This window comes from Mesorhizobium sp., from assembly GCF_004963255.1.
Taxonomy (GTDB): domain Bacteria; phylum Pseudomonadota; class Alphaproteobacteria; order Rhizobiales; family Rhizobiaceae; genus Mesorhizobium.
The window spans coordinates 357,940-380,625 of sequence record NZ_SUGA01000001.1 but is presented as its reverse complement, the minus strand read 5'-3'; the positions used below and the strand labels follow the sequence as shown (position 1 = coordinate 380,625).

Annotated in this window: 24 protein-coding genes; 13 read left to right on the top strand and 11 right to left on the bottom strand. The window is 64.5% G+C overall.

Annotated elements, in window-relative coordinates; genetic code table 11:
- The 9 genes from ehuA to doeB all read left to right on the top strand — a co-directional run bounded on the left by ehuA (position 1) and on the right by doeB (position 8,297).
- A complete protein-coding gene (ehuA, locus tag E5X34_RS01710; protein WP_292560194.1) occupies positions 1-786 on the top strand; it encodes an ectoine/hydroxyectoine ABC transporter ATP-binding protein EhuA in 786 nt (261 codons plus the stop codon).
- 95 nt (positions 787-881) lie between these two features.
- Positions 882-1,733, top strand: a complete 852-nt coding sequence (ehuB, locus tag E5X34_RS01705) for an ectoine/hydroxyectoine ABC transporter substrate-binding protein EhuB (protein WP_042638470.1) — start codon at positions 882-884, stop codon at positions 1,731-1,733.
- Between the two features lie 246 nt (positions 1,734-1,979).
- The gene (ehuC, locus tag E5X34_RS01700) at positions 1,980-2,639 is read left to right on the top strand and encodes an ectoine/hydroxyectoine ABC transporter permease subunit EhuC (protein WP_292560192.1); all 660 of its coding nucleotides are present in this window, start codon (positions 1,980-1,982) and stop codon (positions 2,637-2,639) included.
- Positions 2,639-3,298, top strand: coding sequence for an ectoine/hydroxyectoine ABC transporter permease subunit EhuD (gene ehuD, locus E5X34_RS01695; RefSeq protein ID WP_292560190.1), 660 nt, complete (start codon positions 2,639-2,641; stop codon positions 3,296-3,298). The genes ehuC and ehuD overlap by 1 nt, the downstream gene beginning before the upstream one ends.
- Before the next feature lie 5 nt (positions 3,299-3,303).
- A complete protein-coding gene (gene eutA / locus E5X34_RS01690; protein WP_292560762.1) occupies positions 3,304-4,080 on the top strand; it encodes an ectoine utilization protein EutA in 777 nt (258 codons plus the stop codon).
- Positions 4,081-4,100: 20 nt separating this feature from the next.
- Positions 4,101-5,087: a hydroxyectoine utilization dehydratase EutB gene (eutB, locus tag E5X34_RS01685; RefSeq protein WP_292560187.1), complete on the top strand. Its 987-nt coding sequence runs from the start codon at positions 4,101-4,103 to the stop codon at positions 5,085-5,087.
- Positions 5,084-6,076 (top strand): cyclodeaminase, encoded by a 993-nt coding sequence (locus tag E5X34_RS01680; RefSeq protein WP_292560184.1) that lies wholly within the window; start codon positions 5,084-5,086, stop codon positions 6,074-6,076. The genes eutB and E5X34_RS01680 overlap by 4 nt, the downstream gene beginning before the upstream one ends.
- Before the next feature lie 37 nt (positions 6,077-6,113).
- Positions 6,114-7,292, top strand: coding sequence for an ectoine hydrolase DoeA (gene doeA / locus E5X34_RS01675; RefSeq protein ID WP_292560181.1), 1,179 nt, complete (start codon positions 6,114-6,116; stop codon positions 7,290-7,292).
- Positions 7,293-7,295: 3 nt separating this feature from the next.
- On the top strand, positions 7,296-8,297 hold the full coding sequence (gene doeB, locus E5X34_RS01670) for a N(2)-acetyl-L-2,4-diaminobutanoate deacetylase DoeB (RefSeq protein WP_292560178.1): 1,002 nt from the start codon (positions 7,296-7,298) through the stop codon (positions 8,295-8,297).
- Here doeB and E5X34_RS01665 read toward each other — a convergent pair whose 3' ends face one another.
- From E5X34_RS01665 to cyoA, 7 genes are read right to left on the bottom strand one after another with little or no spacing between them, the layout of a single operon-like run.
- Complete coding sequence (locus tag E5X34_RS01665) at positions 8,298-8,831, bottom strand: response regulator transcription factor (protein ID WP_292560175.1); 534 nt, start codon at positions 8,829-8,831, stop codon at positions 8,298-8,300.
- Positions 8,821-10,173 carry an ATP-binding protein gene (locus tag E5X34_RS01660; RefSeq protein WP_292560172.1) on the bottom strand — a complete coding sequence of 451 codons (1,353 nt, stop codon included), beginning with the start codon at positions 10,171-10,173 and terminating at the stop codon, positions 8,821-8,823. Before E5X34_RS01660 ends, E5X34_RS01665 begins: the two co-directional genes overlap by 11 nt.
- Positions 10,170-10,982 carry an SURF1 family protein gene (locus E5X34_RS01655; RefSeq protein ID WP_292560170.1) on the bottom strand — a complete coding sequence of 271 codons (813 nt, stop codon included), beginning with the start codon at positions 10,980-10,982 and terminating at the stop codon, positions 10,170-10,172. The genes E5X34_RS01660 and E5X34_RS01655 overlap by 4 nt, the downstream gene beginning before the upstream one ends.
- Complete coding sequence (gene cyoD, locus E5X34_RS01650) at positions 10,979-11,353, bottom strand: cytochrome o ubiquinol oxidase subunit IV (RefSeq protein ID WP_042638457.1); 375 nt, start codon at positions 11,351-11,353, stop codon at positions 10,979-10,981. The genes E5X34_RS01655 and cyoD overlap by 4 nt, the downstream gene beginning before the upstream one ends.
- Positions 11,350-11,976 (bottom strand): cytochrome o ubiquinol oxidase subunit III, encoded by a 627-nt coding sequence (gene cyoC / locus E5X34_RS01645; protein WP_292560759.1) that lies wholly within the window; start codon positions 11,974-11,976, stop codon positions 11,350-11,352. The genes cyoD and cyoC overlap by 4 nt, the downstream gene beginning before the upstream one ends.
- 2 nt (positions 11,977-11,978) lie before the next feature.
- Complete coding sequence (cyoB, locus tag E5X34_RS01640) at positions 11,979-13,985, bottom strand: cytochrome o ubiquinol oxidase subunit I (RefSeq protein ID WP_292560166.1); 2,007 nt, start codon at positions 13,983-13,985, stop codon at positions 11,979-11,981.
- 10 nt (positions 13,986-13,995) lie between these two features.
- Positions 13,996-15,177 carry a ubiquinol oxidase subunit II gene (cyoA, locus tag E5X34_RS01635; protein ID WP_292560163.1) on the bottom strand — a complete coding sequence of 394 codons (1,182 nt, stop codon included), beginning with the start codon at positions 15,175-15,177 and terminating at the stop codon, positions 13,996-13,998.
- A 199-nt stretch (positions 15,178-15,376) separates the two neighbouring features.
- Here cyoA and E5X34_RS01630 point away from each other — a divergent pair, with 199 nt between their 5' ends.
- Positions 15,377-16,690: an MFS transporter gene (locus E5X34_RS01630; RefSeq protein WP_292560160.1), complete on the top strand. Its 1,314-nt coding sequence runs from the start codon at positions 15,377-15,379 to the stop codon at positions 16,688-16,690.
- A 35-nt stretch (positions 16,691-16,725) separates the two neighbouring features.
- Here the strand turns inward: E5X34_RS01630 and E5X34_RS01625 are convergent, their stop codons facing one another.
- Positions 16,726-17,745: an NAD-dependent epimerase gene (locus E5X34_RS01625; RefSeq protein ID WP_292560158.1), complete on the bottom strand. Its 1,020-nt coding sequence runs from the start codon at positions 17,743-17,745 to the stop codon at positions 16,726-16,728.
- The gene (locus tag E5X34_RS01620; protein ID WP_292560156.1) at positions 17,742-18,056 is read right to left on the bottom strand and encodes a hypothetical protein; all 315 of its coding nucleotides are present in this window, start codon (positions 18,054-18,056) and stop codon (positions 17,742-17,744) included. Before E5X34_RS01620 ends, E5X34_RS01625 begins: the two co-directional genes overlap by 4 nt.
- A 217-nt stretch (positions 18,057-18,273) precedes the next feature.
- Here E5X34_RS01620 and E5X34_RS01615 point away from each other — a divergent pair, with 217 nt between their 5' ends.
- From E5X34_RS01615 to E5X34_RS01605, 3 genes are all read left to right on the top strand, one after another.
- Positions 18,274-18,714, top strand: a complete 441-nt coding sequence (locus tag E5X34_RS01615) for a hypothetical protein (protein ID WP_292560155.1) — start codon at positions 18,274-18,276, stop codon at positions 18,712-18,714.
- Between the two features lie 131 nt (positions 18,715-18,845).
- Positions 18,846-19,328: a hypothetical protein gene (locus E5X34_RS01610; RefSeq protein ID WP_292560152.1), complete on the top strand. Its 483-nt coding sequence runs from the start codon at positions 18,846-18,848 to the stop codon at positions 19,326-19,328.
- Positions 19,329-19,425: 97 nt separating this feature from the next.
- Entirely contained in the window at positions 19,426-20,169 is a 744-nt protein-coding gene (locus tag E5X34_RS01605; protein WP_292560149.1) for a pseudouridine synthase, read from the top strand.
- 168 nt (positions 20,170-20,337) lie between these two features.
- Here E5X34_RS01605 and E5X34_RS01600 read toward each other — a convergent pair whose 3' ends face one another.
- Together E5X34_RS01600 and E5X34_RS01595 are read right to left on the bottom strand one after the other, a co-directional pair.
- Positions 20,338-20,919, bottom strand: coding sequence for a histidine phosphatase family protein (locus tag E5X34_RS01600; RefSeq protein ID WP_292560147.1), 582 nt, complete (start codon positions 20,917-20,919; stop codon positions 20,338-20,340).
- A 230-nt stretch (positions 20,920-21,149) separates the two neighbouring features.
- Positions 21,150-22,487, bottom strand: a complete 1,338-nt coding sequence (locus E5X34_RS01595) for a dicarboxylate/amino acid:cation symporter (protein ID WP_292560143.1) — start codon at positions 22,485-22,487, stop codon at positions 21,150-21,152.
- Positions 22,488-22,686 lie beyond the last annotated feature (199 nt).

Below are 22,686 nucleotides of genomic sequence, written 5' to 3'. Positions count from 1 at the left end.
TTGCCCGCGCCCATCATCAAGATCGATGCGATTTCGAAGAGCTTCGGCACCTTCAAGGTGCTGGACGGTTTGTCGATGCAGGTGATGCCCGGCGAGAAGCTGGCGCTGATCGGGCCGTCAGGCTCCGGCAAGACGACGATCCTGCGCATCCTGATGACGCTCGAGAAGATCGACGGCGGCCATATCCAGGTCGATGGCGAGCAGCTCTACCATATGGAGCGAAACGGCCAGCTGCTGCCGGCCGACGAGCGGCATCTGGCCAGGATGCGCCAGAAGATCGGCATGGTCTTCCAGCTCTTCAATCTCTTCCCGCACAAATGCGTCATGGACAACGTAACCCTGGCGCCGATGCTGACCAAGGGCGTCGCGCGCGCCGCCGCCGAGAAGCGGGCGATGGAACTGCTCGACATGGTGGGCCTCGCCGACAAGGCGAAAGCGATGCCGGCGCAGCTCTCCGGCGGCCAGAAGCAGCGCGTGGCGATCGCGCGCGCTTTGGCGCTGTCACCGAAGATCATGCTGTTCGACGAGGTCACCTCAGCCCTCGATCCGGAGCTCGTCGAGGAAGTTCTCAACGTCATGCGCAAGCTCGCGGCCGAGACCGACATGACGATGCTTCTGGTCACCCATGAGATGGGCTTCGCCCACGACTTCGCCGACCGCGTGCTGTTCTTCGACCGCGGCAGGATCGTCGAGGAAGGCAAGCCCGATGAGATTTTCCGCCATCCCAAACAGGAAAGAACGCAGAGCTTCCTGAAGAAGATCATCGCGGCCGGACATCGCGTCTGACCGCTATGCAGACGGGCGGCGCAAGCCGTCCACGGGCGGCCCAAGGCCGTCCTGAACCCGAGCAAACCAATAACAGAAACAAGGAGTTGGGAACGATGAAGAAACTTGGCATTCTGGCTGGCGTCGCCGGCCTCGCAGTGAGCACGATGCTGCTCGCCTCCGGCGCGCGTTCGGCCGACGATGCAAAGCTGGAGCAGCTCAAGCAGCAAGGCTTCGCCCGCGTCGCCATCGCCAACGAGCCGCCCTATACGGCGGTGGCCGCCGACGGCAAGGTCTCGGGCGCCGCGCCGGACGTGGCGCGCGAGATCTTCAAGCGTCTCGGCGTCAACGACATCGTCGCTTCCATCTCCGAATATGGCGCCATGATCCCCGGCCTGCAGGCTGGACGCTTCGACGTCGTCACCGCCGGCCTGTTCATGAAGCCGGAGCGCTGCGCGGCGGTCGCCTATTCCGAGCCGGTGCTTTGCGATGCCGAGGCGATGCTGGTGAAGAAGGGCAATCCGAAGGGCTTCAAGAGCTACGAGGATATCGCCAAGGACAGTTCCGCCACCGTCGGCGCGCCCGGCGGCGGCACCGAAGAGAAGCTGGCGCTGAACGCCGGCGTGCCGCGCGACCGCGTCATCGTCGTGCCGGACGGCCAGAGCGGCCTGAAGATGGTGCAGGACGGCCGCATCGACGCCTATTCGCTGCCGGTTCTGTCGATCAACGACCTGATGAAGAAGGCCAATGATCCGAACCTCGAAGTGATCGCGCCGGTGCAGGGCGCGCCGGTCTATTGCGACGGCGCCGCCTTCAAGAAGGGCGACGAGGCGCTGCGCGATGCCTATGACGTCGAGCTCGCCAAGCTGAAGAAGTCTGGCGAGTTCGCCAAGATCATCGAGCCCTACGGCTTCTCCGCCAAGGCGGCGATGTCGACGACGCGCGAGAAGCTCTGCGCGGCGAAGTAAGCTCTTTTTCCTTCTCCCCGTTCACGGGGAGAAGGTGTCACGAAGTGACGGATGAGGGGCGGCGCCAAGATATCAGAAGCTGGCTCCCGCACCTCATCTGCCTGCCGGCTTTCGTCGCTCGAAAAGCCAAGCAATTGGCTTTTCGTTCGCTGCGCGAACCGCTCCTCAACTCCCCGTTGAACGGGGAGAAGGGACTTGTCGCGGCGGCCCCGCACAACCGCAAACGATGGGAAATTTTACACCCCTATGACCCAGTGGTCCGGCTATCTCGGCCTGATATTGCAGGGAGCGCTTGTCACCATCGAGCTGACGCTGATGGGGTCGGTGCTGGCGCTGATCATGGCTTTCCTTGCCGGCATGGGGCGCGTGTCGCGCTTCTTCATCCTGCGCGCGATCGCCACGGCCTATATCGAATTCTTCCGGGGCACCTCGATCTTCGTGCAGCTGTTCTGGGCCTATTTCGTGCTGCCTTTCGCCGGCCTGTCGCTGACGCCGCTGCAGGCCGGCGTGCTGGCGCTGGGCTTGAATGTCGGCGCCTATGCGGCGGAAGTGGTGCGCGGCGCCATACTGTCGGTCGGCCGCGAGCAATATGAAGCCTGCACGGCGCTCAATCTCGGCCGCTGGCAGGGCATGCGCCATGTGATCCTGCCGCAGGCGCTGCTCGTCATGCTGCCGACCTTCGGCAACAACGCGATCGAGCTGCTCAAGGCGACCTCGGTCGTCTCGCTGATCTCGCTCGCCGACCTGACCTTCCAGGCGCAGGTGGTGCGTTCGCAGACCGGCAGCACGCTGATGCCGTTCCTGTCCGTGCTGATCACCTATTTCGCGCTGGCGCTGATCATTTCCTGGGGCGTGCGCACGCTCGAGCGCCGCATGGCGCGCGGCCTCGATGGAGTGCGGATCTGATGGATTGGGATTGGGATTTCGTCTGGCAGATCATGCCGACCCTGATCCAGGGGGTGAAGATCACCATCCTGGCAACCATTCTGGGCTCGATCCTGGCCGCGATCGTGGGGCTCGGGATTGCGCTGGGGCGGCGCTCGGAGAACCCGCTGGTGTCACGCAGCATCAGCTGGTTCGCCGAGTTCATCCGCGGCACGCCGCTTTTGGTGCAGCTCTACTTCATCTTCTACGTGCTGCCAGATATCGGCATCCTGCTGCCGCCGCTGGTGGCGGGCGTCATCGGGCTCGGCCTGCACTACGGGACCTACACGGCCGAGGTCTACCGCGCCGGCATCGACAACGTCCCGCGCGGCCAGTGGGAGGCGGCCAAGGCCTGCAATCTCAATGGTCGCCACACCTGGACGCATATCATCCTGCCGCAGGCGATCCCGCCGATGATCCCTGCCCTGGCCAATTACTTCATCGCCATGTTCAAGGAGACGCCGCTGCTCTCCGCGATCACAGTGCTTGAGCTGATGAACCAGGCCAAGAGCGTCGCCAACACCTACTACCGCTATATCGAGCCGATGACGCTGGTCGGCGCCTTCTTCCTCGTCATCAGCCTCTGCTCCGTCGTGCTGTTGCGCTGGCTGGAGCATCGCTACGGCAGGATCGAAAGATGAAAGTCATGAAAGCATTGCCCGAGATCCGCGTCGAAACGGCGCGCCCGATGCTTGACGCGCGTCCGCTGGAAAAGCGCGTCGGGCTGATCGCTCTGGCCACCGACCACACAAGCGAGGTCGACTTCCGCCGCATGGTGGCGAGCGAGCGCATCGGCGTCTATGTCGCGCGCATCCCTTACGCCAATCCGACGACGCCGGAGAATCTGCGCAAGATGCAGCCGTCGCTCTCGGCGGGCGCGGCGCTGATCCTGCCGGACGAGACGCTCGACGCCGTCTGCTACTCCTGCACCTCCGCCTCTGTGGTAATCGGCGATGCCGAGATCGAACAAGCCATCCAGGCAGCCAAGCCCGGCGTGCCCGTGGTCACGCCGCCGATGGCCGGCATGCGCGGGCTCAATGCTTTTGGGGTGAAGCGCATCAGCATTCTGACCCCCTATACGGTCGAGACCAGCCGGCCGATGGCGGCCTATTTCGAGACGCACGGTTTCGACATCCAGAGCTTCACTTGCCTCGGCTTCGAAGATGACCGCGAGATGGCGCGCATCAAGCCGGCGTCGCTCATTGAGATGGCGCGGAAGGTCACGCATCCGCAGGCCGACGCGCTGTTCGTCTCCTGCACCGCGCTGCGCGCCGCCCTCGCCGTCCCCGGCATGGAAGAGGCGATCGGGCGTCCGGTCGTGACCAGCAACCAGGCCAGCGCATGGAACTGCCTGCGGCTCTGCGGCGACGACACGCCACGACCGGAGTTCGGCCGCTTGTGGACCAAGCCGCTGGCCCAGTGATCGTAATGCCCGTGATCGAAATGCCAGTTACGCTTCAGCATATTCGCGCCGCGCGCGAACGCATTGCCGGCAAGGTCGAGCGGACACCCTGCGCGCTGTCGCAAAGCCTGTCGGAGCGCGCAGGCCATCCTGTTCATCTCAAGCTGGAGCATCAGCAGCCCACGGGCGCGTTCAAGCTGCGCGGCGCCTCCAATGCCATCGCCGCCCTGAGCCCGGAAGAAAGATCGCGCGGCGTCGTCGCCGCCTCGACCGGCAATCACGGCCGCGCGCTGGCGCATGCGGCCAAGCTCGAAGGCATTCGCGCGGTGATCTGCATGTCGAGGCTGGTGCCCGAGAACAAGCTCGATGCCATCCGCCGCCTGGGCGCCGACATCCGCATTGTCGGCAACAGTCAGGATGATGCCCAGCAGGAGGTCGACAGGCTCGTGGCGGAGGAAGGGCTGGTCATGCTGCCGCCCTTCGACCATCCCGACATCGTCGCCGGGCAAGGCACGCTCGGGCTGGAAATCATGGAGCAGGTTCCGGACGCGGCATGCGTGCTGGTGCCGCTCTCCGGCGGTGGGCTCGCGGCCGGCGTGGCGGCGGCAGTCAAAGGCGTGAGCCCGGGCGCGAAGGTCATCGGCATCTCGATGGCGCGGGGCGCCGCGATGAAAGCCAGCCTCGACGCAGGCCGGCCCGTGCAGGTCGAGGAACTGCCGACGCTGGCGGACTCGCTCGGCGGCGGCATCGGCCTCGACAACCAGCTAACCTTCGCCATGTGCCGCGACCTGCTCGACGACGTGGTCCTGCTTTCAGAGGACGAGATCGCCGCCGGCATTCGCCATGCCTATGAAGAGGAACGCGAGATCGTCGAGGGCGCGGGCGCCGTCGGCATCGGCGCGCTGCTTGCCGGCAAGGTCAAAGTGAGCGGCCGGACTGTGCTCATCCTTTCCGGCCGCAACATCGACATGAGCCTGCACCGCCGCATCGTCTGCGGCGAATCCTCCGCAAGGGAGCGCGCCGCATGAGCCGGATGACAATTCTCACCGAAGGCGATCTTCGCAAGATCGTGACGCTCGACCTGGACGCCGTCGCCTGCGTCGAGAACGCCTTTCGCGCCCTGGCCACGCTGCCGGTGGCGATGCCTCCAATCTTGAGGCTCGATATTCCCGAGCATCGCGGCGAGGTCGACGTGAAGTCCGCCTATGTGCCGGGCATAGACGGCTTCGCCGTCAAGATCAGCTCCGGCTTCTTCGACAATCCTGCCCTCGGCCTGCCGAGCGGCGGCGGCATGATGGTGCTGCTTTCGGCCAAGACCGGGGTGGTCGAGGCGCTGCTGCTCGACAATGGATATCTGACCGATATCCGCACGGCCGCCGCCGGCGCGGTCGCGGCCAGGCATCTGTCGCGCGAGGACTCCAAGATAGCCGCAATCTTCGGCGCCGGTCTGCAGGCCGGCCTGCAATTGGAAGCGCTGCGCCTCGTGCGTCCGATCGAGGAAGCGCGGATCTGGGCGCGTGACGCCGCCAAGGCCGAAGCAACCGCCGCCCGCTTGCGCGACAGGCTGGGCATCATGGTTCGCGCCGAGCCGGATGCGGCGAACGCGGCAGCCGGCGCCGACATCATCGTCACCACGACGCCGTCGACCGAACCGCTGATCAAGCCCGGTTTCGTTTCCGCCGGACAACACATCACCGCGATGGGCTCGGATGCCGAGCACAAGAACGAGATCGCGCCGGCGATCCTGCGCATGGCCGACCTCTATGTCGCCGACAGCGCCAGGCAGACACGGCGCCTCGGCGAGCTCCATCACGCGATCGAGGCTGCGGTCTTCGCAGCCGACGCCGAGGTCACCGAACTCGGCCAGATCATCGCCGGCAAAAAGCACGGCCGGCGCGCGGCAAGCGACATCACCATCGCCGACCTCACCGGCACCGGCGTGCAGGACACCGCGATCGCCACGCTTGCGCGGGATCGCGCGCGGGCGGCGAACGCCGGAACGATTTTCGAGAGCTAGTACCGGCCGCAAGGCCCAACAAACGAGGACCAGAACGATGCAGCCAAACCTGAAATTCTCGCGGGGCGAATTTGCCGATCGCCTCGCCAAGACGCGCAGAGCGATGGAGGCCAAGGGCGTCGATCTGCTGATCGTCAGCGATCCCTCCAACATGGCCTGGCTGACGGGTTACGACGGCTGGTCCTTCTACGTGCATCAGGCGGTCATCGTGCCGCCTTCCGGCGAGCCGGTCTGGTACGGACGCGGCCAGGATGCGAACGGCGCCAAGCGCACCGCCTATCTCGCGCATGACAACATCATCGGCTACGCCGACCACTATGTGCAGTCGACCGAGCGGCACCCGATGGACTACCTCGCCGGGGTGCTGGCCGAACGCGGCTGGGACAAGCTCTCCATCGGCGTCGAGATGGACAATTACTGGTTCTCGGCAGCCGCCTTCGCGTCGCTGCAAAAGCACTTGCCCAACGCCCGCTTCGCCGACGCCACCGCGCTGGTCAACTGGCAGCGCGCGGTGAAGAGCCCGACCGAGATCGAATACATGCGCAACGCCGCCCGCATCGTCGAGGCGATGCACCAGCGCATCGTCGACAAAATAGAGGTCGGCATGCGCAAATGCGATCTCGTCGCCGAGATCTACGATGCCGGCACGCGCGGCGTCGCCGGCATCGGCGGCGACTATCCGGCGATCGTGCCGCTGCTGCCGTCGGGAGCGGACGCCTCAGCGCCGCATCTCACCTGGGACGACAAGCCGATGAAGGCGAACGAGGGCACGTTCTTCGAGATCGCCGGCTGCTACAACCGCTATCATTGCCCGCTGTCGCGCACGGTCTTCCTCGGCAAGCCGACGCAGGCCTTCCTCGACGCCGAGAAGGCGACGCTGGAAGGCATGGAGGCAGGCCTGGCCGCCGCCAAGCCCGGCAATACCTGCGAGGACATCGCCAATGCCTTCTTCGCCGTCCTGAAGAAATACGGCATCGTCAAGGACAACCGCACCGGCTACCCAATCGGTATCTCCTATCCGCCGGACTGGGGCGAGCGCACCATGAGCCTGCGTCCCGGCGACCGCACCGAGCTCAGGCCCGGCATGACCTTCCACTTCATGACCGGGCTGTGGCTGGAGACGATGGGGCTGGAAATCACCGAGTCGATCCTGATCACCGAGACCGGCGTCGAATGCCTGGCCAATGTGCCGCGCAAGCTCTTCGTGAAGGACTGAACGATGTCCGCTCTGCGTCCATCGCCGATCGCGCCGACCGTCGACTTCGAGCGCGACGGCGTCCAGCACGGCTTCCTGCGCCTGCCCTACAGCCGCGACGATTCTGCCTGGGGGTCGGTGATGATCCCGGTCTGCGTCGTACGCAACGGCAAGGGCTCGACGGCGCTGCTGACCGGCGGCAATCACGGCGACGAGTATGAAGGGCCGTTGGCGCTTTACGAGCTCGCCCGCACGCTCGATCCGAAACAAGTCTCCGGCACGATCATCATCGTGCCGGCGATGAACTATCCAGCATTCCGGGCCGGCACGCGCACCTCGCCGATCGACAAGGGCAACATGAACCGCTCGTTTCCCGGCCGTCCCGACGGCACGGTGACGGAGAAGATCGCAGACTATTTCCAGCGCGAATTGCTGCCGCGCGCGGACCTCGTCTTCGACTTCCACTCAGGCGGCAAGACGCTGGACTTCGTCCCGTTCTGCGCGGCGCACACGCTGCCGGACAAAGAGCAGGAGAGAAAGGCCTTCGCCGCGGTCGAGGCTTTCTCGGCGCCGTTCTCGATGCGCATGACCGAGATCGACGCGGTCGGCATGTACGACACGGCGGCCGAGGAGATGGGCAAGGTCTTCGTCACCACCGAGCTCGGCGGCGGCGGAACCTCTCGCGCAGAGACCGTGCGAATTGCCCGGCGCGGTATCCTCAACGTGCTGCGCCACGCCGGCATCGTCGATGGTGCGGTCGAGAAGGGCAGAACTCAGTGGCTGGACATGCCGTCTGGCGATTGCTTCGCCCTCGCCGAGGAGGACGGGATGATCGAGACCATGGTCGATCTCGGCGAGCCTGTCGAGGATGGCCAGGTGGTTGCGCGCATCCATCCGCTCGGGCGCACCGGCCAGGCGCCGCAGGAGATCAGGGCCCGGATGTCGGGGCTGCTCGCCGCACGTCACTTTCCAGGTCTGGTCAAGGCGGGCGACTGCGTCTTGGTGCTGGCCGTGGCGGTCGGATAGTTATTGCACCACGCGCTTCTCGAGCTTGCGGGCGAGCGTGCGCCGGTGCAGGCCGAGACGGCGCGCGGTTTCGGAAATGTTGAAGCCGGTCTCGACCAGCGTCTCGTGGATGCGCTCCCATTCGAGGTTCTTGATCGAGGTGGGACGGCTGGTGAGCGGCACAGACACATCTCCCTCGTCGCGGCCGAAGGCGGCTTCGATGTCGTCGGTGTTGGCGGGCTTGGCCAGATAGTGACAGGCGCCGAGCTTGATCGCCTCGACCGCCGTGGCGATGCTGGCAAACCCCGTCAATACGACGATCCGCGTCGACGGGTTGCGGGCGCCGAGCAGCTTGACGCATTCTAGACCCGATCCCGCTCCGAGCTTGAGGTCGACGACGGCATAGGCCGGAACGGCCGTCTCCAGCGCGGCCAGCAGCGCCTCACGGTCATGGCAAACCACGACATTGTAGTCGCGCTTCTCAAACGAGCGTTTGAGCGTGCGCGCGAAAGTCGCGTCGTCCTCGACAATGAACAAGGATCGATCAGATTTCACGATCGTCTCCATCGGTCAGCGCCGCCAGCGGCAGCGAAAGGGTAACGCAGGCGCCCTCCTCCATGTTGCGCGCTGAAACGTCGCCGCCGAGCTTGCGCACGACATTGAACACCAGGAAGAGGCCAAGGCCGCCGCCCGGACGCCCCTTGCTCGACATATAGGGCTGGCCGAGCCCGGCCAGAATATCCTTGTCGAAACCCGGTCCGCGATCCTTGACGGTGAACACCAGTTTCTCATCCTGCCGCTCGGCAGCGATGCCGACCCAATCGTGCGATGCTTCCAGCGCATTGTCGAGCACATTGAAGATCACTTGCCGCAGCGCCGTGTCGGACACGATCGGCTCGTCCGGCTGGAACCCGTTGCTGAAGTCCAGCCTGGAAGGCTGGCGGCTGACACGCCACTCCTGGACGAGGTCGTCGAGGAAGTGGCGGATCGTGGTGCGGATCGTGCCTTCTCCCCGCGCCTGGCCGGAGGACATGAGGATGCCGGTCACGATGCTTTTGCAGCGCTCGATCTGGGCCTGCATCTCGGCCACGTCCTCGGAAAGCTCGCGGTTGCGCTTGACGCCCTGCATCTGGCGCCAGTCGGACAGGATGACGGATATGGTCGAGAGCGGCGTGCCGAGCTCATGCGCGGCGCCGGAGGCGAGCAGGCCCATGCGCACGATGTGGTCTTCTTCGGCCGAACGCTGGCGCAGGTCCGCGAGATAGGCGTCGCGTTCGCGCAAATTGCGGTTGATGCGTGTCATGAAGATCACGATCAGGCCGGCCGCCAGCACGAAGCAGATGAACATGCCGCGCAGATGCAGCGCCAGGAGGTCGCTGCCGCCGTGATGGGAGAGCGCGATCGGCTGGAACACGAAGATGAGGAAGACGAAGCAGGCCGAGGCGGTCACCACCAGGATCCACGTCGACCATGGCGCCAGCAGCACGGCGCCGAGCGTGATCTGCAGCAGATAGAGCGACACGAACGGGTTCGAGGCGCCGCCGCTCAGATAGAGCTGCGTGGTCAGCGCCGCCATGTCGAAGATCAGCGCCACGAAAAGCTGCGCGTTGCTAATGCGGCGATTGCCGCGCAAGGCGAGCAGGCTGAAGATGTTCAGCCCGACGAGGAACAGCACCACGCCGGCCATCTCGGTGAGCGGCAGCGGGATGACGAACCAGTATTGCGTCACCAGGATGGTCAGCACCTGCCCGGCCACCGCCAGCCAACGCAAGTGGATGAGAAGCAGCAGGTTCTTCCTGTTCGTCACGTCGGCGTTCGAGGCGGCGCCTCCGTGGCCGGCAAGAGGAGCCGCTGGGAACGGCTTCCCCTGATGAAGCCGCGCGATCGAGATGTTCATCTTGCCGCGTCCCGCTTCCGACGCCAGCCAAGAATCGGCCTGGCGATGGCGATCGCCAGCATCGCTGCCAGGGCGAACCAGGTCAGAGCATAGGCAAGGTGGCTGTTGCGGAAGGTGACGACAGTCAGGCCGCCGCGCGGCCAGATCTCCGCGCCGGATGGCCCGGCGTCGATGAAATAGGGCGCGACATCGGTCAGGCCGCGCGCCTTGGCGATTGCCACGACGTCGCGCGAATACCAGCGGTCGGCAGCCGGATCGTTGCTGCGCAGGAAACCGCCGCCGGGTTCGCTGATGCGCAGCAGCCCGTCAACCGTCGTAGGCGACTCAAGGCCGCCGCTCTCTTGTTGAAATTCGGCCTTGCGTTCCTGCGGAACGAAGCCGCGGTTGACGAGGACCGTGAAGCCGCGGTCGCCGCGCATCGGCGTCAGCACCCAATAGCCGCCGCCAAGCTCGGTCACCGCCTTGACCAGCGTGTTGGCTCCGCCGGAGAAACTGCCGGTGAGGCGTACATGGCGATATTCATAGCCGGCCGCGTTGATATCAGCCCATGGCGCGGGTCCTGGCGCATCGACGACCGGAGCATGGATGCGCTGGTCGACGCGGGCGATCAGGTCGAGTTTCCAGACCCGTCTTTCCAGCTGCCAGATGCCGAGCGCAAGAAACACCAGAACGCCAACAAGTCCGAGCAGCGCAAGCAAGAAGCGCGACGCGGAGCCTTTCGACGGCGCGGCGTGAGCGCCTATGTCTGCCCGGCCGACCGTGACTTCTGCCTTGAGATTGACCCTCCCCACGCCCGAAACAGGGCTCATGGCATCTCCCGCATTTCGTGGAGCCCAGGCATCATGTTGGCGTTGAGATGGTACATCACCCAGAGCGAGCCGCTCAGCACGATGACGACGAGGATCACCGTGAAGATGAGCGCCAGCATCGACCATCCGCCCTCGGAGGCCGGGTTCATGTGCAGGAAGAAGATCATGTGCACGACGATCTGCACCGCGGCGAAGGCCATGATGATGACGGCCGTGGCCTGCTTGTTGTCGATGACGCCATCCATCACCAGCCAGAACGGGATGGCGGTGAGGATCACCGACAGGAAGAAGCCGATCAGGTACCCCTTCAGCGAGCCATGCGCGGCACCGCCATGCGCGTGGTCGTGACCGGTATGATCATGAGCGCTCATCGCAACGTCCCCATCAGATAGACGAAGGTGAAGACGCCGATCCAGACGACGTCGAGGAAGTGCCAGAACATCGAGAGGCACATCAGCCGGCGGCGGTTGGCCTCGATAAGGCCGTATCGCGCGACCTGGACCATCAGGGCCACCATCCAAACGATGCCGAAGGTGACATGCAGGCCGTGCGTGCCGACCAGGGTAAAGAAGGACGACAGGAAGGCGCTGCGCTGCGGCGTCGCGCCCTCATGGATCATATGCGCGAACTCGTAGAGCTCGATCGACAGGAAGGCGAGGCCGAACAGCATGGTCACCGCGAGCCAGGCTTGCGTCGCGCCGACACGGCCCTTGTCCATGGTCAGCATGGCGAAGCCATAGGTGATCGAGGAGAGCAGCAACATGGTGGTGTTGACTGCCACCAGGCCGAGATCGAACAGGTCCTTCGGCGCGGGGCCCGCCGCGTAATTGCCGCCGAGCACGCCAAAGGCCGCGAACAGCATGGCGAAGATCAGGCAGTCGCTCATCAAATAGAGCCAGAAGCCGAGCATGGTGCTGCCGCCTTCGGCGTGCGCATGCTCCTCTTCCAGGTGGAAGACCGGCTCGGCGCCGGCCGTGATCGCCGTCGATGCCATGCTCAAGCCCTAGCCTCCTCAGCGGCGAGGAGCGCCGTCCTCGCCTCTTCCGTTCGCGCGACCTCGGCCGCCGGGATGTCGAAGTCGCGGTGATAGTTGAAGGTGTGGCCGATCGCGGTGGCGATCAGGCAGACGAAGCTCAGCGCCGCCAGCCACCACATGTACCAGATCAGCCCGAAGCCGAGCGCCACGCTGAACACGGCGAGGACGACGCCCGTGCCGGTGTTCTTCGGCATGTGGATCGGCTTGAAGCCGGAGAGCGGGCGACGGTAGCCGGCTCTCTTCATGTCGAACCAGGCGTCGTTGTCGCGGATGACCGGCGTGAAAGCGAAATTATAGGCCGGCGGCGGCGAGGAGGTCGACCATTCGAGTGTGCGGCCGTCCCAGGGGTCGCCGGTGACGTCGGCCAGTTCGGCGCGCTTGCGGATCGAGACGAAGATCTGGACCAGGAAGGCGGCGATGCCGGCGGCGATCAGCACGGCGCCGAAGGCAGCGATGACGAACCAGATCTGCAGCGAAGGGTCGTCGAACACGCGCATGCGGCGCGTCACGCCCATCAGGCCGAGGATATAGAGCGGCATGAAGGCGAGCCAGAAGCCGAGCACCCAGCACCAGAACGAGACCTTGCCCCAGAACGGATCGAGCTTGAAGCCGAAGGCCTTGGGCCACCAGTAGGCGATGCCGGCGAACAGGCCGAAGAGCACGCCGCCGATGATGACGTTGTGGAAATGCGCGATCAGGAACAGGCTGTTGTGCAACACGAAGTCGGCCGGCGGCACCGCAAGCAGCACGCCTGTCATGCCGCCGACGACGAAGGTGAGCATGAAGGCCACCGTCCACATCATCGGCAGCTCGAAGCGGATACGGCCGCGATACATGGTGAACAGCCAGTTGAACATCTTCGCCCCGGTCGGGATCGAGATGATCATCGTGGTGATGCCGAAGAAGGAATTGACGCTGGCGCCGGAGCCCATGGTGAAGAAGTGGTGCAGCCAGACCAGATAGGACAGGATGGTGATGACCACCGTGGCGTAGACCATCGAGGTGTAGCCGAACAGGCGCTTGCCGGAGAAGGTCGAGGTGACCTCGGAAAAGACGCCGAACAGCGGCAGGATGAGGATGTAGACCTCCGGGTGACCCCATATCCAGATGAGGTTCACATACATCATCGGGTTGCCGCCGAAGTCGTTGGTGAAGAAGTTGGTGCCGACATAGCGGTCGAGCGCCAAGAGGGTGAGCACCGCCGTCAGCACAGGGAAGGACGCCACGATCAGCACGTTGGTGCAAAGCGAGGTCCAGGTGAAGATGGGCATGCGCATCATCGTCATGCCGGGGGCGCGCATCTTGACGATGGTGCAGATCAGATTGATGCCGGATAAGGTCGTGCCGACGCCGGCGACCTGCAGCGCCCAGATGTAGTAATCAACGCCGACATCGGGACTGTAATTGATGCCCGAGAGCGGCGGATAGGCCAGCCAGCCGGTGCGGGCGAACTCGCCGACGAACAGCGAGGCCATGACCAGGATGGCGCCGCCCACCGTCATCCAGAAGCTGAAATTGTTGAGGAAGGGGAAGGAGACGTCGCGCGCGCCGATCTGCAGCGGCACGACGAAGTTCATCAGCCCAGTGACGAAAGGCATCGCCACGAAGAAGATCATGATCACGCCATGCGCGGTGAAGATCTGGTCGTAGTGATGGGCGTTGAGATAGCCGTCCGAACCGTTAAAGGCGATCGCCTGCTGCAGGCGCATCATAATGGCGTCGGAGAAGCCGCGAAGCAGCATGACGAGGCCGAGCACCATGTACATGATGCCGATCTTCTTGTGGTCGACGCTGGTGAACCACTCGCGCCAGAGATAGCCCCAGAGCTTGAAATAGCTGACGGCGCCGAGAACCGCGAGGCCGCCAAGCGCCACCACGATGAAGGTGACGACGACGATCGGCTCGTGCAGCGGCAGCGACTCCAAAGTGAGGCGGCCGAAGATGAATTTGGTCAGCGTCTCAGGCATCCGCCATTCCTCACAATTCGAAGCGCAGCAGGCCGAACGACGGCGCCTCGGCGTCGGCGCGGCGGCTGCCGGCGCCGGGCGCGAGCAAGCCGACGCCACGCAGCGGCGACAGGTCCCTGAGCGGCCAGCTCTTTTCATCGTCATTACGAGCCGCGCGAGAGGCGGCTGCCGCCTCCTCCGCCGTGCAGATGCTGGCGACATAGGACGGATCGCTACCGAACACCGCGCCGCGCCGGGCAAGCTTGTCATATTGCAGCGGCTGGGTATTGCGCACGCCGGCGAGCCCGAGGCCGCCCTTGGCGTCGATCGACATCATCTCGTTCATGCACATCTTGCCGGGCTCGACGCACAGATTGAGGATCGCACCATAAAGATCGGGGTCGACGGAGGCATAGTGGCGGACCGGCTCGTTCTCGCTCGGGCGTTCAAGCTCGAGATAGGTCTCGCGGGTAAGCGTGGACTGCGCGCCTTTGGCCTGCGCCACCCAGTCGGTGAAGGCCTGGTCGGAGAGGCCGTGGAACGCAAAGCGCATGCCGGAAAAGCCGGCGCCGCTGTAATTGGCCGAGAAGCCGGTATAGGTGCCCGGGCGGTTGATGACGGCGTGCAGCTTCGTCTCCATGGCAGGCATGGCGTAGATCTGCCCGGCGAGGGCCGGAATGTAGAAGGAGTTCATCACCCTGGACGAGGTGATGCGGAAGTCGATCGGCTGGTTGACTGGCGCCGCCAGCTCGTTGACGGAGGCGATGCCGTAATCCGGATAGATGAAGAGCCATTTCCAATCGAGCGCGACGACCTCGACCCTGAGCGGCTTGTTGTTTTGCGTGACCGGCTGTCCGGGCTCGATGCGGTCGATCCGCCGGTAAGGATCGAGCAGATGCGTGCCGAGCCAGGTCAGCGCGCCGAGGCATATGATGATGAGCAGAGGCGCTGCCCAGATCACCAGCTCCAGCTTGGTCGAATGGTCCCAGTCCGGCGTGTAGGTCGCCGTCGTGCTGGACTGTCGGTAGCGCCAGGCGAACAGCACGGTCAGCGCCATGACGGGCACGATGATGAGCAGCATCAAAAGGGTCGAGACGACGAGCAGGTCGCGCTGCTGCACTGCCACGTCGCCCGCGGGCGCCAGCACGACGAAGTCGCAGCCGCTCAGCAGCACGGCCAGGGGAAACAGAAGCAAAGCTCCGGATCGTCTCATCAACGCTGCCCTCGATGGCGTCGCAACGGGCTTTTGCAAGCTACAACGCGGTATGGGCCAACGGCTACTGCCGCCGGCACGGGGACGACATTGGACAATTTGTCCAATGCCGGATTGCTATGGCTTTAGCGAAACTGTGCACGCATAATGGGACGAGGACAATCGCGTTCCGAACTTGAGCTCGGTGGCGACGGACAAGATGGCTGAAACTTCGACTGCCGAAACGGACAGCAGGCTGATCGGTTCGCATCACGGCCAGGTCAGCGCTGGCGATATCGCTGTCGGCGTGATCATCGGCAGGACGTCGGAGTTCTTCGATTTCTTCGTCTATGCGATCGCTTCCGTGATCGTATTCCCCAAGCTTGTCTTTCCGACGCACGATCCGCTGGTCGCAACGCTCTATTCCTTCGCGATCTTCGCGCTGGCCTTTATCGCGCGTCCGTTCGGCACGGTGCTGTTCATGGCGATCGACCGTGCCTATGGCCGCGGCGCCAAGCTGACGATCGCGCTGTTCCTGCTCGGCACCTCGACCGTCGCCATGGCGTTCCTGCCGTCCTATGAAGATGTCGGCGCTGTCGCCGCCTGGCTGCTGGCGCTTACCCGCTTCCTGCAGGGCCTGGCGCTCGGCGGAACCTGGGATGGGTTGCCCTCGCTGCTGGCGCTGAACGCGCCGCAGAACCGGCGCGGCATCTATGCGATGATCCCGCAGCTCGGCGCGCCGATCGGGCTTATCGTGGCGAGCTCGCTGTTCGCCTTCTTCGTCGCCAATCTCTCGGCCGACGATTTCTTCGCCTGGGGCTGGCGCTATCCGTTCTTCGTCGCTTTCGCCATCAATGTCGTGGCACTGTTTGCCAGGCTGCGCATTGTGGTGACGCCCGAATTCTCGAAGCTCTACGAGAGCGGCGACCTGCAGCCGACCCGCATCAGGGACATGATCAGCACGGAAGGACGCAACGTCGTCGTCGGCGCCTTCGCGCCGCTGGCCAGCTTCGCGCTGTTCCATATGGTGACGGTGTTCCCGCTGTCCTGGGTGTTCCTGTTCACCAATGAGGGGCCGGAGCGCTTCCTGGTCATCGAAGCGGTGAGCGCGCTGTTCGGCATCGCCGCGATCGTCGCGTCAGGTCCGCTGGCCGACCGTGTCGGGCGCCGCGCCTTGCTCGGCGGCGGCGCCGTCGCCATCGCCGCTTTCAGCGGCTTTGCCCCTCAGCTTCTCAATGGCGGCACCGTCGGCGAGACGGTGTTCATGGTGCTGGGCTTCATCCTGCTCGGCTTGAGCTTCGGACAATCCTCGGGCGTCGTCGCGTCGAGCTTCTCGCGCCAGCACCGCTACACCGGCTCGGCGGTGACGTCGGATCTCGCCTGGATGTTCGGCGCCGGCTTTGCGCCGCTTGCCGCGCTCCTTTTGGCCGGCACGTTCGGCCTCATCGCCGCCGGCGCCTATCTGCTTTCAGGCGCGGCCTGCACGCTGATCGCGCTGTGGATAGACAGGCAGGCCTCGACGACCGGCCGCTAGTACCCGGCCGCTGGCACATTGCCGCAGGCGCCCAATCAGACCCGGTAGAAATCCCGATACCATTCGACGAAGCGCGGGACGCCGACCTCGATCGGGATCGTGGGCTTGAAGCCGGTCACCGCCTCGAGCGAGGTGATGTCGGCGTAGGTCGCCAGCACGTCGCCCGGCTGGAGCGGCATCAGGTTGCGGATTGCCTTGCGCCCAAGCGCGTCTTCCAGCACGTCGATCAGCCGGCTCAGTTGGACGGGTGAGCTGTCGCCGATGTTGTGGATCCTGTAGGGCGCATTGCTGGTCGCTGGATCTGGGGCCGCGCTTGTCCAATCGGTATTGGGCGTCGCGGGATGCTCCATGACGCGGATTACGCCCTCGACGATGTCGTCGATATAAGTGAAGTCCCGCTGCATGTTGCCATGGTTGAAGACGTCGATCGGCTGGCCGGCGAGGATGGCCTTGGTGAAGATGAACAAGGCCATATCGGGCCGGCCCCACGGACCGTAGACGGTGAAGAAGCGCAAGCCCGTGGTCGGCAGCCCGAACAGATGGCTGTAGGTGTGGGCCATCAGCTCGTTCGCCTTCTTGCTGGCGGCATAGAGGCTCAAGGGATGGTCGGCGGAATCATGCACCGAGAACGGCATGCGCGTGCTGCCGCCATAGATCGAGCTCGACGATGCATAGACGAGATGACCGACCGAGGCCTGACGGCAGCCCTCCAGGATGTTGAGGAAACCGTTGAGATTGCTGCGCGCATAGACGTGCGGATTGGTCAGCGAATAGCGGACGCCCGCCTGCGCGGCGAGATTGACGACGATCTCCGGCGCGGCGGAAGCAAAGACCGCCGAGACGTCATCGCGGTCGGCGAGGTCGACATGCTCGAAGCGAAAGTTCGCGAACCCTTTCAGCCGCTCGAGCCGCGCCTGTTTCAAGGCAACGTCGTAATACTCGTTCATGGAATCGAGGCCGACAACCTGCTGGCCTTCGGCGAGCAGCCGGTGGCAGAGGTGAAAACCGATGAAGCCGGCCGCGCCGGTGATCAGTATGGGCCTGCTCGACGTCAATCCATGCCCCCAAAAATTGTGGTCAGATCGGACCGATCTTTCACCGACAGCCCGCGGTCACGTCCGGAATTCCTCAAGCCGGTCGAGAACTTGCGCCTTTTATGGCAGGCCGTCGACGAATTCAACGATACGCCTTTCTCCGCCGTCTCGACACGACTTACCGGTCCTTGCGGCGCCGTTGGCTGCAAGGCTGGCACGGGCAGATGCGGCAGCAGCGCACCGAGCCCGTCGACCTCAGCCTGCGCCAACCCGTCGTCCCACCGCTTCGGAACGGAGGCCGCCTCGTATAGGGTTTCAATCAGCTCGATCATGGTCGCCTGGAGACGATGTGGACGGGGCCGGCCCGGGAGGCTCCAGTATCCGACTGCGGAAATGCAATCTCAAGCCAATGCTGATATGCGAGCGCGGTCAGGGATCGGACCCATTCATGCAGAATGAGATTGCGCTCCTGAGGCCAGTTGAGGATTTTATTTTCTTGGTGATCCTCCTTTGCTGAGGCAAACTGCTACAGGGCTGTCAGGAGGAGAAATGAGAGCACGCGCGGCGACGGTCGGAGACCTGGAAGATGTGTTCCACGGCCTGTCCAAGCGGATGTCGGACGAATATGTCGCGGCCGGCAAGGACAGCAAAAGCGCCTATGACAACCTGATGATGAATTTGAAGGAAGGCCGGGCGCATGCGCTCGTCCAGGACGACAGGACGGTGGCAATCATCGCCTGGCACGAGCATGCGGACGCCGCCGACACACTGTTCGCCGCGCAGGAGGATTTCTTCAACGCCGCGACGGTCCGCTTCTGCAGGCGGCACATCCGCCATGTCCAGGCGCTTGCCGGCAACCTTCCCATACATTCGCGCAGCTGGCTGGACAGGCCGGACGTGGCGAAATGGTTCCGCGTGATCGGCTATGTCGACCGTGGGCGGGAGAATGGCGCCCACCTGTTCGAGCTGCCGCCGGCCGCCAACAGCTGACGAAAGCGAGGACATTCCCTGCAGCTCTCGAATACAGGGTGGCTTGCGCGAAAATCCGATTGGAAAGATTGTACGCGCAGGCAGCCGGGCAACCTGGCACGCCGGATGGGGTATGGCTGCTGGAAATGGGGATGTTGCGCGTCTGCCTGGCGGTTGTCGCCATCGCTGCCCTGACGAGACCGTCAGGGGCGGAACCGCGCGCGTCCCATCTTTTCGACCGAGCTGACCTCGCCACAGCCTATTCCGGAGAATCCGACCTCGTCACCGCATACACGACCGGCATGGCGCGCTACCGGCTTCAATATTTGGCTCCCGCGACTCAGTCCGGCTTGGCCGCGCCGCTCGAGCCTCGGCTGCTGCGGCCTGAATTCCAGCAACGGACATGGCGTTCGGCCGATGGCAGCCTGCTGCAGGGATTTGCCGGCAAGGGCGGCTTTCGCCTGACCACGGGCAACTGCGTGAGCCGCATCTGCGTGGCCAGCGAGTGCAGCGAAGCCGGCTGGCCGCTCTATGCCTGCAGCGACGGGCGCAAGCGCAAGATGTCGGTCAAGAGCTTCGTGACGGCAACATTCGACGGCGTCCCCTACCGGCGGCTGAGCGCGCCGAGGGAGTGACATTGGCAACCTGACCGAGGTAACGGAGCCGCTTGCGCCCATCTCGCCAAGCGTGGCATCGGTTGCGGCGTTCCGAGCAAGTCCGAAGACAAAGACAGTGGCACGCCAACCCGACAGACGAACCGCAACCCCAAAGGTCAGCCTCGCCCGGGCGCTCTCCAAGCTTGGCTTCTGCTCGCGCACGCAGGCAGAGCGTCTCGTCGCCGAGGGACGCGTCCAGGTCGGCGGCAAGACGGTGCGCGATGCGCTGCTGCGCATCGATCCCGACCGCGACCGTATCACTGTCGACGGCGAGCGCGTCGTTGCCGAGCGCAAGGTCTATCTGATGCTCAACAAGCCGCGCGGGCTGGTCACCACCCGCGACGATCCCGAAGGCCGCGGCACCGTCTATGACTGCCTGGAAGGGCTCGACCTGCCCTTCGTGGCGCCGGTCGGCCGGCTCGACAAGGCAAGCGAAGGGCTGCTTTTGATGAGCAACGACACGCGCTGGGCGAACGGTTTGCTCGACCCCGCCTCGCATGTCGCCAAGACCTATCACGTGCAGATCGCGGCCGTGCCCGACGACGCGATGCTGGTGCGCTTTCGCCAAGGCGCGGTCGTCGACGGCGAGTTGCTCACCGCAAGGTCGATCACGCTGTTGCGCAGTGGCGGACGGACAGCCTGGCTGGAGATCGTGCTCGACGAAGGCCGCAACCGGCAGATCCGCAGGCTGCTCGGCGCTTTCGACATCGAGGTGCTGCGGCTGGTTCGCGTGGCGATCGGCGGGTTGCAGCTCGGCGAGCTTGCCAAAGGCAAGGCGCGGCATTTGACGAGTGACGAGCTGGCGACTTTGGCGATTTGACGAGCAAGGCGCTCCCCCTCACCCGGATTGCCAGCCGAATTGCGAAGGCAATCCGGGGCAATCCGACCTCTCCCCGAGGGGAGAGGAGTTCGCCAGCGCAGCGCCAATCTCTTCTCCCCTAGGGGAGAAGGTGGCCGCGGAGCGGCCGGATGAGGGGAGTCGCGCTCGCTATTTCTGGTTCCACCGCCGGATCACCGGCTCCGTCAGGTCGTGCTCGTAGCCGAGGATGCTCAGGCTGGCGGTGTCGAGCACGAAATGTTTGCCGCCTTCCGGCGGCAGGCCGACCCAGCGCGCCGCGAGGACACGCAGGAAATGCGAGCTGGAGAAGACGAGCACATTGCCGGCAATCGCGCGCAGCCCTGCGATGATCGCGTCGGCGCGGGCGCCAATATCGGCCGCAGTCTCGCCGTTCGGGCAGCCGTCGCGGAACAATTGCCAGCCGGGGCGCTTCGACAGGATTTCCCCGGTCGTCACGCCCTCGTAAGCGCCATAATCCCATTCCTGCAGGTCCGGCTTCTTGACCGCGCCCTCGCCGAAGCCGGCCAGGCGGCAGGTGTCGAAGGCGCGCTGTGAGGGGCTCGACCAGACCGCCTGGAAGGTCAGGCCCTTGAGCCGGTCGGCCACGCCGCGCGCGGCCTCCTCGCCTTTTGCCGTCAGCGGGATGTCGGTGCGGCCGGTATGCCTGCCCGAGAGGCTCCATTCGGTCTCGCCATGACGGACAAGATGGATCTCGGGATACGCGCTGCTCATTGACCGCCCTCGGCTGACTATTTCGCCGGGAATCCGGCTCGGGCACCCTATGCGGCGGCCGACAAAAAGAACAGGCCGCGGCTAGTGGGTTTCACCGTTTCACAGAAACGGTGAAACCCACTAGCTCCTTGTTTTTACGCAATTCCGGACGGAAAACCGCTCACACTTTTCCTGGAATTGCTCCAATCCGCGACCTGCACAGGTTCGGGACGGATGCCTGAAGTTGCCTGTCACTCCGCCGGCTGCAAACCACCCGACAGCGCAAGGTCAGCCTCTTCCGGCAACTGGCCGGCCATGGCGGCGGCAAATTGCTTGTGGTCGAGCTCGCCTTCCCAGCGCGCCACGACGATGGTCGCCACCGCATTGCCGACGAAGTTGGTGAGCGCGCGGCACTCAGACATGAAGCGGTCGACGCCGAGGATCAGCGCCATGCCGGCGACCGGCACCGAAGGCACGACCGAGAGCGTGGCGGCCAAGGTGATGAAACCGGCGCCGGTGATGCCGGCCGCGCCCTTGGAGCTCAGCATGGCGACGAGCAGAAGCAGGATCTGGTCGCCGAAGGTGAGCGGCGTGTCGGTCGCCTGGGCGATGAACAGAGCGGCAAGCGTCATGTAGATATTGGTGCCGTCGAGATTGAAGGAATAGCCGGTCGGGATGACCAGGCCGACCACCGAGCGGTTGCAGCCGGCGCGCTCCATCTTGGCCATCAGGCCGGGAAGCGCCGCCTCGGACGACGAGGTGCCGAGCACCAGCAGCAGCTCTTCCTTGATGTAGCGGATCAGCGCCAGGATTGAGAAGCCGTTGTACCATGCGACCGCGCCCAGCACGACGAGCACGAAGAGCAGCGACGTCAGGTAGAAGGTGCCGATCAGGAAGGCGAGGTTGGCGATCGTGCCGATGCCGTATTTGCCGACGGTGAAGGCCATGGCGCCGAAGGCGCCGATGGGCGCCGCCTTCATCAGGATGGCGACGAGGCGGAAGATCGGAGCGGTCAGCGCCTGCAGGAAATCGACCACAGGGCGGCCGCGTTCGCCGACGAGCGCCAGCGCAATGCCGAACAGCACCGAGAAGAACAGCACCTGCAGAATGTCGCCCTGCGCGAAGGCTCCGGTGATCGTGTCGGGGATGATGTTCATCAGGAAGCCGACGATGGTCGTGTCATGCGCCTTCTCGGTGAAGGTCGAGACCTTCGAAGCATCGAGTGTCGCGGGATTGATGTGCATGCCGGCGCCGGGCTGGATGACGTTCGACACAACCAGGCCGACGATCAGCGCCAATGTCGAGAAGACAAGGAAATAGATCATCGCCTTGCCGGCGACGCGGCCGACCTTGTGCAGGTCGGAGACGCCCGCGATGCCGGTCGCCACGGTGAGGAAGATCACAGGCGCGATGACCATCTTGACCAGCTTGATGAAGGCATCACCAAGCGGTTTCAGCGAAGCGCCCAGATCGGGATAAAAATGGCCAAGCAGGATGCCGGCGGCGATCGCCACCAGGACCTGCACATAAAGATGCCGGTAAAAGGGAACCTTGCCGCGCGGTTCGGCGGCAGCGATTGCTGTCTGCATGATATCCTCCGTTCGGCCCCCGATCGAGAACGCTCGACCTCCCAGGGGGCTGTTGACCTCCACAGCCTCGCGGCTGCTGCGGATGCAGTTGCAACGCGCGTGCCAGATGGCGCCCGGACTTTCGCTTCGTTGATTTTGCTGAATTTTTCGAGCTCGCGAGGTGCGTTTTCAGCGGCATCAGTGCGGTTATCCGCATAGG

Bases quoted from the DNA above. Each gene is read 5' to 3' on its own strand.
- E5X34_RS01610 (WP_292560152.1), top strand. From the start codon at position 18,846: ATGTTGCGCGTCTGCCTGGCGGTTGTCGCCATCGCTGCCCTGACGAGA.
- cyoC (WP_292560759.1), bottom strand. From the start codon at position 11,976: ATGGCATCGACGGCGATCACGGCCGGCGCCGAGCCGGTCTTCCACCTG.
- ehuD (WP_292560190.1), top strand. From the start codon at position 2,639: ATGGATTGGGATTGGGATTTCGTCTGGCAGATCATGCCGACCCTGATC.
- ehuB (WP_042638470.1), top strand. From the start codon at position 882: ATGAAGAAACTTGGCATTCTGGCTGGCGTCGCCGGCCTCGCAGTGAGC.
- E5X34_RS01680 (WP_292560184.1), top strand. From the start codon at position 5,084: ATGAGCCGGATGACAATTCTCACCGAAGGCGATCTTCGCAAGATCGTG.
- doeB (WP_292560178.1), top strand. From the start codon at position 7,296: ATGTCCGCTCTGCGTCCATCGCCGATCGCGCCGACCGTCGACTTCGAG.
- cyoD (WP_042638457.1), bottom strand. From the start codon at position 11,353: ATGAGCGCTCATGATCATACCGGTCACGACCACGCGCATGGCGGTGCC.
- E5X34_RS01660 (WP_292560172.1), bottom strand. From the start codon at position 10,173: ATGAACATCTCGATCGCGCGGCTTCATCAGGGGAAGCCGTTCCCAGCG.
- cyoA (WP_292560163.1), bottom strand. From the start codon at position 15,177: ATGAGACGATCCGGAGCTTTGCTTCTGTTTCCCCTGGCCGTGCTGCTG.
- E5X34_RS01615 (WP_292560155.1), top strand. From the start codon at position 18,274: ATGAGAGCACGCGCGGCGACGGTCGGAGACCTGGAAGATGTGTTCCAC.
- E5X34_RS01620 (WP_292560156.1), bottom strand. From the start codon at position 18,056: ATGATCGAGCTGATTGAAACCCTATACGAGGCGGCCTCCGTTCCGAAG.
- E5X34_RS01600 (WP_292560147.1), bottom strand. From the start codon at position 20,919: ATGAGCAGCGCGTATCCCGAGATCCATCTTGTCCGTCATGGCGAGACC.
- cyoB (WP_292560166.1), bottom strand. From the start codon at position 13,985: ATGCCTGAGACGCTGACCAAATTCATCTTCGGCCGCCTCACTTTGGAG.
- E5X34_RS01630 (WP_292560160.1), top strand. From the start codon at position 15,377: ATGGCTGAAACTTCGACTGCCGAAACGGACAGCAGGCTGATCGGTTCG.
- E5X34_RS01655 (WP_292560170.1), bottom strand. From the start codon at position 10,982: ATGAGCCCTGTTTCGGGCGTGGGGAGGGTCAATCTCAAGGCAGAAGTC.
- E5X34_RS01595 (WP_292560143.1), bottom strand. From the start codon at position 22,487: ATGCAGACAGCAATCGCTGCCGCCGAACCGCGCGGCAAGGTTCCCTTT.
- doeA (WP_292560181.1), top strand. From the start codon at position 6,114: ATGCAGCCAAACCTGAAATTCTCGCGGGGCGAATTTGCCGATCGCCTC.
- eutB (WP_292560187.1), top strand. From the start codon at position 4,101: ATGCCAGTTACGCTTCAGCATATTCGCGCCGCGCGCGAACGCATTGCC.
- eutA (WP_292560762.1), top strand. From the start codon at position 3,304: ATGAAAGCATTGCCCGAGATCCGCGTCGAAACGGCGCGCCCGATGCTT.
- ehuC (WP_292560192.1), top strand. From the start codon at position 1,980: ATGACCCAGTGGTCCGGCTATCTCGGCCTGATATTGCAGGGAGCGCTT.